At 35.2% G+C, this 10,674-nt stretch carries 6 protein-coding genes; 2 read left to right on the forward strand and 4 right to left on the reverse strand.

Annotated elements, in window-relative coordinates; genetic code table 11:
* Nucleotides 1-473: PDDEXK nuclease domain-containing protein (locus OZD61_RS02275; RefSeq protein WP_274979694.1), on the forward strand; the 473-nt coding region annotated here is incomplete at its 5' end.
* Nucleotides 474-668: 195 nt separating this feature from the next.
* Nucleotides 669-1,391, forward strand: coding sequence for a DNA repair protein RecO (gene recO, locus OZD61_RS02280; protein ID WP_274979695.1), 723 nt, complete (start codon nt 669-671; stop codon nt 1,389-1,391).
* A gap of 144 nt (nt 1,392-1,535) precedes the next feature.
* Here the strand turns inward: recO and OZD61_RS02285 are convergent, their stop codons facing one another.
* From OZD61_RS02285 to clpB, 4 genes are read right to left on the reverse strand one after another with little or no spacing between them, the layout of a single operon-like run.
* Nucleotides 1,536-2,918: a PleD family two-component system response regulator gene (locus OZD61_RS02285; protein WP_274979696.1), complete on the reverse strand. Its 1,383-nt coding sequence runs from the start codon at nt 2,916-2,918 to the stop codon at nt 1,536-1,538.
* Nucleotides 2,890-3,186 (reverse strand): Sec-independent protein translocase subunit TatB, encoded by a 297-nt coding sequence (gene tatB / locus OZD61_RS02290; RefSeq protein WP_274979698.1) that lies wholly within the window; start codon nt 3,184-3,186, stop codon nt 2,890-2,892. The genes OZD61_RS02285 and tatB overlap by 29 nt, the downstream gene beginning before the upstream one ends.
* 4 nt (nt 3,187-3,190) lie before the next feature.
* Nucleotides 3,191-7,942: an NAD-glutamate dehydrogenase gene (locus OZD61_RS02295; RefSeq protein WP_274979697.1), complete on the reverse strand. Its 4,752-nt coding sequence runs from the start codon at nt 7,940-7,942 to the stop codon at nt 3,191-3,193.
* Between the two features lie 27 nt (nt 7,943-7,969).
* Nucleotides 7,970-10,531 (reverse strand): ATP-dependent chaperone ClpB, encoded by a 2,562-nt coding sequence (gene clpB / locus OZD61_RS02300; RefSeq protein WP_274979699.1) that lies wholly within the window; start codon nt 10,529-10,531, stop codon nt 7,970-7,972.
* Between the last annotated feature and the right edge of the window lie 143 nt (nt 10,532-10,674).

Here is a 10,674-nt window from a genome sequence, read left to right on the forward strand (position 1 = left end):
AGCTTGCAAATGATTGTCCTTTCCTTCATTTCTCTCCTATTACGAAGATTTTAAACAGGTTCTTAGAACTCGGTGAAGGATTTGCATTTGTTGGTAGACAATTTCATTTAGATGTTGGTAATAAAGACTTTTATATTGATTTATTATTCTATCATTTAAAGTTACGTTGCTTCGTAGTGATTGAACTAAAAGATAAGGATTTTAAGCCGGAATATGCTGGTAAAATGAATTTTTATCTTTCTGCAGTTGATGATTTACTGAAGCACTCGACAGATCAACCTTCTATAGGGTTAATCTTATGTAAATCTAAAGACGATGTACTTGCTAAATATACACTCAAAGACATAAATAAACCAATAGGATTAGCAGAATATCGAATAACTGAAAATCTACCAGAGAACATAAAAACAGCTTTACCGACGATAGAAGAATTGGAAGCTGAATTATCCAAAATTTCAGATAAGGAAAAGTAATGGTTACTAAAATCATTCAAACAATTATTTGGCAAACCAAAAGCTCAGCATGGAGGCTCAGGAAGAAGAGTGGCAGCCAATAACTTACTCTCTCATAGCCTTGAAACTTTGGAATAGTAACGGAGTAAGTGATTTTTATGGATTGCAAGCTCTAGGTGTACTATCCTATAATGTCATACGGTCAATACACTCTAAATGAGATGGAAAGATGAAGGCATCATTATAGCTGCTAAAAAATACGGCGATAAAAACTTAATTCTTTCTCTGTTTACAAAAAGTCATGGAAAGCGCAGGGGATTAACTAAGCTAACAAACAATAGCAATTATAAGTTTCAGATAAGTAATCTATTACATGCAGAATGGAGTGCTAAGTTACCTGAAAATCTAGGTTTTTTTAAGTGCGAATTAATCAAATCTCCATTCCATCATTTCTTTCAAGATAGGTTAAAAAGCATTACTATTGTTTCTTTCTCCTCTATTTTAGAAAAAGTGCTTCCAGAAAGTGAACCCTGTGCCATGCTGTATGACAATTTTCGATGTTTCATCGATGTAATAAAACACAACAATCAGTCTTGGCAAAGCCATTATCTTAACTTAGAGCTTCTGCTTCTTACGCAATTGGGATTCAAGTTAGACTTATCCAAATGCGCTGTAACAGGTGTTAAGGAAAATCTGCAATTTATTTCTCCAAAAACTGGTAGAGCAGTGTCAAAAAAAGTAGGAGATTATTATGCAGATAAACTCCTACCTTTTCCACAAATGTTGCATGATGTATACAATAATACCCTACAAAACAGCTACTCATTCCAAGAATTTCAGTTAGGACTGAAAGTCACAGGATATTTTTTAAATAAGTATCTATTTTTGCAGTTAAACGTGAAATTTCCAGAGCTGAGAAACCTCATGTTGTCGCTTTAATCTTAGTTATCATTTTTTTGAAATCATTTCAGAAATCTATAGCTAACCCAAGCAACACGTCATACCGCGATTCATTCGCGGTATCTCAGCATAGATTCCGCTCACGAGTAGTGGAATGACGGTTGTCGGTAAACTTAAGCCACTTTAGCTATAGCCAGTAACCACTCTATTTCTACCACTGTTTTTTGCTTTATATAAATATCTGTCAGCACGTACTATAAATTTTTTAATATCATCAAAGTCAGATCCTTGCATTTCTGCAATTCCAATGCTCACAGTTACATTATGGGTTGTATTTTTATCCGCAAGTACAAAAGGTTCTTTAGCAATAACTTTTCGTATTCTCTCCGCAATAGTATACGCATCTGATACATTGGTATCTGGCATTACAACAACAAACTCCTCACCACCAAACCTAGCTAGTAAATCTGTCACTCTGATATTTTCAGAAATTCTTTTCTGTATTTGCTTTAAAAGTTCATCTCCAGCACTATGCCCAAAACTGTCATTCACTATCTTAAAATAGTCTATATCAAGTATCATAAGAGACAACCTTCTATCCTTTTCCACAGAGTCCTTAACAATGTTTCTTAAGTGTGCATCAAAATATCTTCTATTATAACAGTTAGTTAATGGGTCCTTTATAGACATTTCCGCATTATTAAATAAATTCATTCTCAAGGCATCTTGATATCTTTTGCGTTTTACTTGCGAATTAACCCTTGCTATTAGCTCACCCTCATCCAAAGGTACTGTTAAATAATCACTAGCACCTACATCAAGTGCTTTTACTAAATTGTTTTTATCATAATCCTCAGAAAGAATCAGAATTGGTGTATAACGTGTTTCCACCTTACTACGAAACTCAGAACACAAACGCAAGCCGTCAGTTTTTGAAAATTGCATATTAGAAATGATCAGGTCGTAACCACTCTCAATACCAACCTTCAATGCTTCCATTGGATCACTCAGTATTTTAATTGACCTAAAGCGTTGCTTTAATATATTATATATCTGCTCTGCTTGATGAACATCCTCATCTATAACAAGTATGTTAGCATCAAAAATCTGATTGGAATAATCCATAATACTGTTTCCTGCGACTCCACCAATCTCAGCGTTAGTTTCTCCTCTCAAACGCAATTCATCAATAATCATCTTTAAGCGTGTGAGAGACTTAATTCGTGCAGATAAAGCAGTTTCGTTTATTGGTTTAGTCAGAAAATCATCCGCGCCAGCATTAATACCTTGCACTCTATCATGAGTATCATGCAGCGCAGTTACCATAATTATTGGAACATGGGTTGTCAAGGGATCACTCTTTAGCTCCTTACAAACTTGAAAGCCATTCATCTTTGGCATCATGATATCAAGTAATATAATATCGGGCTGCTGCTTTGCTACTAAATCTATAGCTTCTTCACCATCATGAGCTACGATAACCGTATAGTACTCTGCTTTTAGTCGAGCTTCTAAAAGCTTGACATTAGATAGTACATCATCTACTACCAGAATCTTTGCTGTCATTATCTTTAGATGTATTATCTATATCATAAGTAGGATAAAGCTTACCATTTTTACCAATTATGTAATTTACTTTCTCAGCATTACATTCTTTATGTAAGTCTTCAACTCCTGCGTCTTTCAATAACCTCCTAGCTTTTGATTTTATAATCATAAGATACTTATACACATTCCTAATAAGATCAATAAATACAGGCACCTTATTTTTATCAAGAACAATTATGCTCACTAAAGCTACAACTAAAATTTCTGAAAGACCTATATTGAACATTTTCCTATGAAGCAAGTACTTTAATCCTTCTGATTATAAATATTAATTTGCTTAAATCAAGTTTAGAAGCAACCATCTCATCTAAAAAACTATTATAACGTTCTATGTAGTCCTTATCATCACAAGCCCAGGTTTGAACCTTATCTTCAGGGTTATCAGTAGCTTTTATGACTTTAACAGCTAGCTTGTGATGGTAATTGCTTAAATCGTCCAATAAATCATTAACTAAGCTGCGATCCCAATAAGAAGAGCGGCTTTTCATCTTGATGGCAATTGTTCTAATCAGATCGAATCTTAACAGCGACTTTAACTCAAAGTATATTTTACCAGCATCAAGAATGGACAAAGATGTCTGTTCAGCAACAGATATAATGTCTAGTGCATAAGCAAGAACGCATAGATCAGCAACTTTTTTTGCTAGATCTTTATTTATATTAAGTTCTACTAAAGAAGTTGATCCATGGCTATAGATCTTTAATAGGTGTTCATCTAAAACATCAGTTAAGTTCTGGCCTAAAGTTTCAATTGCATCTTTAAATTTTGTAACATCATCCAATTCTACAAAGCTAAGCTTGCCAAGATTTTTCACTAGCCAAAATGATACTCTGCCAATAAATTTCTGCACGTTCCTCACTATTTGTAAGTATGAGTTAACATCAATTTTTCCATCCAATTCATCAATTTTCTGCCACAGGCTGTTTAAATCATACAGGTGGTTAACAACAATATATATGTTAACCGCTTCTTGTATCTTAATTCCAGTGTTCTCAGCCAAATTATTGATGAATATACAGCCCATTCTATTCACTACATCATTTGCAATGCAAGTAGAGATAATTTCTCTACGAAGTTGGTGTTTTAATATGAAATCCTTAAACTTTGTTACCATCTTTTTAGGAAAATAACCTAGCAAGTAGTCATGAGATATAGGATCTTTTTCAGACAGATCGGAATGTATAATTTCATTTTTTATTGCTGTTCTAGCATAAGACATTAGAACAGAGAGCTGAGGAGAACTGAAACCTTCTGCACCAGTTAACATCCTTGCTATCTCTTCTTCAGTTGGAAGAAATTCTACGCTTCGGTTTAACAGCCCAGATTTTTCTAAACTGAGCAGTAACCTGTGGTGCTGCTCCAATCTCTCTTTAGCTTGCAAACACTCAAGAAGTAATGCTTTTGTTTCAATTTTGTTGTGGTTCTCAAGCACTTTGGATGCAACTTCATCCACCATACTTGCCAGTATTTCATTCCTTTTTTCTAAAGAAATACCCCCTGCTTTCATAGCTGAAACAAATGCAATCTTAATGTTAACTTCAAGGTCCGAACATATCACTCCGGCTGAATTATCAACAAAGTCTGCATTGATATATCCACCTTTTTCAGCATATTCTATTCTTCCAAACTGTGTACAACCAAGATTTCCACCCTCTATAAACATAGAAGCTCTAATATCTTTACCATTCACTCTTAACTCATCGTTTGCTTTGTCACCGACCATGCTATGATTTTCACTCTTTGCCTTAACAAACGTGCCAATTCCTCCATTCCATATGAAATCCACTTTTGCTTTTAATAGATATCTAATCAAATCACTTGGAGGTAGCATATCTTCTGTTATATCAAAGCACTTTTTTATTTCTTGAGAAATGTTTACTTGCTTACTGCTACGCTCAAATACTCCTCCACCCTTAGAAATCAAATCTTTATTATAATCCATCCAAGTTGAAAATGGTAACTCAAAGAGACGTTTACGCTCTGTGAAACTCTTTTCTGCATCAGGGTTTGGGTCAACAAAAATATGCATATGGTTAAATGCGCCGATTAAATGTATATTTTTTGAAAGCAGCATACCGTTTCCAAATAGATCGCCAGCCATATCTCCAATTCCAATAACAGTTGTATCCTGGTAAGTATCCTTATTCATTTTCCAAAAATGCCTCTGTGCTGCAATCCATGCACCTCTGGCTGTAATACCCATTTTTTTGTGATCATAACCTGCTGATCCACCAGATGCAAATGCATCGCCAAGCCAAAAATTGTATTCAGAGGCTATCTGGTTGGCATAATCAGAAAATGAAGCAGTGCCTTTATCTGCTGCAACTACCAAGTATGGATCGTCTTCATCATACCTAATCACATTCTCTGGTGGAATTATTTCACCATCAACCACGTTATCAGTAATATCAAGCATTCCTCTAATAAAACTCTTATAGCACTCAACACTTTTCTCTCTTAAAATATTCTTATCTTTATAAGCTTGCTTTATTACAAATCCACCCTTTGCACCAACAGGGACAATAACCGCATTTTTTGTCATCTGAGCTTTCATGAGCCCCAAAACTTCACTGCGGAAATCTTCCGTCCTATCCGACCACCTTAAGCCACCACGGGCTAATTTCCCTCCTCTTAGATGTATTCCCTCAAAAAGGTTTGAATAAATATACAATTCGCGATACGGACGAGGATCAGGCAAACCATTTATTTTACTTGAGTCAAATTTTGTAGATAAATATGGTTTATCGTCTTGATAATAACTGGTCCTTAAAATAGCCATTATCAAGTTAAATATCGAGCGCAAAACGTAATCATGTGAAACATTGCTGATCTCTTTTAGAAGTTCCTCAATTTTTTCTCTGACAATGTCCGTAGTTTCTGCTCTATCAATGTCTATGTTAGGATCAAATCTTGCATGAAATAGTTGTATCAAATACTTTACTACTTTTGGATACTCTGAGACTACCTTTTGGATATATTCTGGGTTGTAGTTAAATGACGTCTGCTTTAGATAGGCACTTAGCGCTCTAATCAGAAGCACTTCCTTCCACTTGAGCCCAGCAATAATGATCAAACTATTGAAATAGTCATTCTTAATTTCCTTGCTAAACACTTTCGCAAGTGTTATTTCAAATTGCTCTTTTAGAGTAATGTTGTCTACTAATTCATCGACTCTTGACAACACAAAATGGTGTATCCATATTCCACCGTTAATTTCTATGTAATAGCCATTATGAGATAGAATTTTAGCTCCCAAATTCTTAGTGATCCTTAATATCTTCGATAATTCAAGGCCTCCATTGTTTGGAGTATAAACCTTTAATTGATAATTAAGATTATCACGAGTAAGTCTTAAATCGACCTCGCTAACTCCTTTCTTCCTCACTATCTCTAATTTTTTCATATCGTAATATGCGTCATGAGGTTCGAAACTCTCTTGATAGCTTATTGGAAATGCCTTGCAATAACGGATGAATATATCCTCAACAGTGCTAAAAGTATTGTATAAATTGTCTATAAAACGATCTTCCCACTTTTCTGTAATGTTTCTTAATTTGTTTTCGATACGCAAAACTTCATCATCAAGAACGCTAGCATTTTTGGTCTTTAGCACTACATGCAATTTCATCAAATCATATTCATTGATAATGTGATTGTTATAAATATCTGAACTTCCTGCACTTGTCTCATCCTTCAATATGTCACGTATTTTGAACATTAGCCTAGCGCTAGCATAACGCATCGGTATCAGCACTATGCAACTAATAAAATCCCCGACTCTTCTTAAAAATAATCTGACCCTTGGCCTAATCGCAAGAGACATGATCGAAATGCAAATTTTAAATAATTCGTCTTCATTTGATTGGAATAATTCATCACAAGAGAACACTTGCAAAATAGAAATCAAAGCTTTATTGTTGTGGCCCCCGGTTACAAATCCTGCATTTTTTTCTATAACTTTAACTTTATCTTTTATTATTGGAATAGTTCGAATATCTTGGACCTCCGCTACAGAAGTAAATAGCCCGAAAAAACGCCGTTCCTTTACTACATTACCCTGGTCATCAAATTCTTTTATTCCTATACAATTCATGTATGTACGCCGATGGACTATTGAGATTAGATCTGATCTCAATATGTATAGGGAATCAAGGTTTGCAGAAGGAATCAACGTACTTTGACCTACTCTCATCAGGCCAAGGTCCTTTTTGCCATCACAGACGAGTTTTTCATTTTTACCAGCAATATATTCTTGATAACCTAGAAATACAAAATTATTATTCTTTAACCAAACTAGAAAATCTTTTTGCTCTTGATTTCGGTCTGGTGTCATTCCAGTGCGTGACACTGGAATCCACGTGTCCTTTTCCTGGACCCCAGTATCAAGTGCTGGGATGACAGAAAGACTTGCCTCATCAAGTTTCTTAAGCATTAAGTGCCAATCTTTCACAACACAATTAACTGCTTTCAGCGTTTTTTGTAGAGATTCTTTTAATGTATCAACAAAACTGTCACTTATACCTTTGATAATTACATATATAACTGACTCTTTTATTCCATTACTTTCTTCCAAAGGGTAAATCTCATCTATTAGGCCATCTTTTCTTTTAATGTTAATTATGCTGTTGCTGTAATAGCATATGGTTAAATCGTGCGACTTAATAGTTGTAATAACGGAGTCAACCAAAAATGGCATATCATCGTTTGTTATCTTAATCGTGGTAAAATCGCCTTCTATTCCTGGTATATCATCTATATTACTTACTACTAACTTACTTTCATCTTTCTCTTTTTGAGAAACAAAATTGTAAGCATCGTTTACAATATATAGCAAAAACTTATCATTGGCTTTTAGGTCGCTTTTATAAACAAAACTATAAAAATACTTAATAAATTTTTTAATTTTTTCTTTATCTTGCTGATTTTCTTGATCAGCTAACTCAAATAAAGACTCAGTGTCAACATTATGATCTATACACATTTTTTTTAACAAAAATACACAGTGAACTTAAACCTTTTTAACTAAGATTTCATTATCAAGAGCGTACACTATTAGTTCATCATTTTCTACTACTTCCCCCGATAAAACTAATTTAGCTAAATTATTTTGAATACACTCTTGTATCACCCTTTTTAGGGGCCTTGCTCCATATTCAGGGTCATAGCCAGTTTGTGCTATTAGTTCTTTAGCTTCCTGCAACAAACTTATACTCAGTTTACGCTTAGCAAGTGTTTTTTGTAAATAAGAAAATTGAACATCTATAATTTTATAGATGTCATTTCTGGTTAAACTGTGAAATATAATAATTTCATCCAGTCTGTTTAAAAATTCTGGACGAAATGTTGATTTAATTATCTGCATTACCTCATCTTTTACAGACTCAGCAATCCCCTTTAGCATTATCTCAGCACCAAGATTAGAAGTTAAAATCAGTATGGTATTGCGAAAATCAATCAATTTGCCATGACTATCAGTGAGTCTCCCCTCATCCAAGATTTGCAGCAATAGATTAAATATATCTGGATTTGCCTTTTCTATCTCATCAAATAAGATTACCTGATATGGTCTTCTCCTCACTGCTTCAGTTAATCTGCCACCTTGTTCATAGCCAACATACCCTGGAGGCGCGCCAATTAACTTTGAAACAGAATGTTTTTCCATATATTCTGACATATCAAAACGCAAAAGCGCTGATTGATCGTCAAACAGAAATTCAGCAAGGGCTTTTGCCAATTCTGTTTTTCCAACTCCGGTTGGACCCAAGAATAAGAATGAACCAAAAGGTCGATTAGTATCTTGCACACCAGAGCGAGAGCGCCTAACTGCATTACTTATCGCTTCTATTGCATCTTTCTGCCCTATTACTCTTCTTCCTATTTCATTCTCCATGTTGAGAAGTTTTTCCTTTTCGCTGTGCATCATGTTATCAACTGGAATTCCTGTCCACTTTGAAACAATGTTTGCAATATCATCTCCAGTCACTTCTTTCTTTAAGAAACTATCAGTAACCTTTTCCTGATTTTTTAATTCATTCTCAAGCTGAGGAATCACACCATACGTCAGCTCTCCTGCTCTTCCCAAATTCCCACTACGCTGAACTAATTCCAACTCTTTTCTAGCGTTATCTAATTTTTCGGCTGTTTCTTGTATTCTAGCTATTTTATTCTTTTCCATCTGCCATTTGCTGTTCAAGTCAGCAAATTTACTGTTTAAATTTTCGATCTCTTCATTTATCTTTTTTAAACGCTGTTTAGAATTTTCATCACTTTCTTTTTTTAAAGCCTCTGCTTCAATCTTTAGCTGTATAACCTTTCTCTCAAGTTCATCAATAACTTCAGGCTTGCTATCCATTTCAATTCTCACCCTGCTTGCTGCTTCATCAATCAAATCAATTGCTTTATCAGGTAAAAACCTATCTGTTATATATCTATTGGACAACGTTGCAGCAGCAATTATTGCACCATCTGTAATTCTTATACCATGATGCACCTCATATCTTTCCTTCAAACCCCTGAGTATTGAAATGGTATCAGTTTCAGTTGGTTGAGAGATAAACACAGGCTGAAAACGCCTTGCAAGTGCAGGATCTTTTTCTATATGCTGACGATATTCATCTAAAGTTGTGGCTCCTATACAGCGAATTTCTCCACGCGCAAGAGCAGGCTTCAGCAGATTCGAGGCATCCATTGCACCACTTGTTGCTCCTGCTCCAACTAAAGTGTGCAATTCATCGATGAATAATATAATTTTTCCCTCCGCTCTCGAAATCTCATTAATCACTGCTTTTAACCTTTCCTCAAACTCTCCTCTAAACTTAGTGCCAGCAATTAGTGCTCCAAGATCCAAAGCTAAGACCTTTGCATCATGCAAACCAAGTGGCACATCGTTTGCAACAATTCTATTTGCAAGCCCCTCAACTATTGCAGTTTTTCCAACACCAGGTTCACCGATCAGCACTGGATTATTTTTTGTCCGCCTCAGTGATACCTGCATAGTTCTTCTGATCTCTTCATCACGACCAATTACAGGATCAAGCTTTCCTTGCATAGCAAGCTCTGTAACATCTTTTGTATATTTCTTTGCCGCGTTTAATTTTTCCTCACTGTTTGGCGAGTCCGCACTGCTGCCCTTTCTCATTTCTGCAATAACTGAGTTCAGTTTTTGTAGAGTCACACCATTCTCTGCCAGAATTTTGCCTACAGTATCATCTTTTTGTGCAGTGAGGCCCTGTAGTAAACGCTCAACAGCAACAAATGAATCTTTATTTCTTCTTGCAATACCAATTGAATCTTCAAAAACTTTTGCTATTTCTCTTGAAAGTTGAAGGCCACCACTTCCTGGACCTTCAATTACTGGCAACTTTTTTATTGCGCTATCCACAGCATCAGAAATACCTTGCACACTTCCACCACAAGCGTTTATCAAATCCTGAACTAAACCTGATTCATCTTCAAGCATCACTTTTAGTAAATGCTCAGGCATAAAAATCTGATGCCCAGCTCCCAACGCTTTCATTTGAGCACTTTGAATTAGACTTTTTGCTTTTTCGGTAAATTTATTTAAGTCCATAACACCAGTTAAATTCGTATTTGCTGATGTATATAACAACTGATTTCATAAATTTAAACCTAAAGTTGTTTATTGTTAGAACCTGTTAAGGATCTCGAAAATATGAGGTAGAATAAGCATAGTTAAGAAAGAGGCATATCTAT

It is taken from the genome of Wolbachia endosymbiont of Drosophila bocki (assembly GCF_028982005.1).
GTDB lineage: Bacteria > Pseudomonadota > Alphaproteobacteria > Rickettsiales > Anaplasmataceae > Wolbachia > Wolbachia pipientis.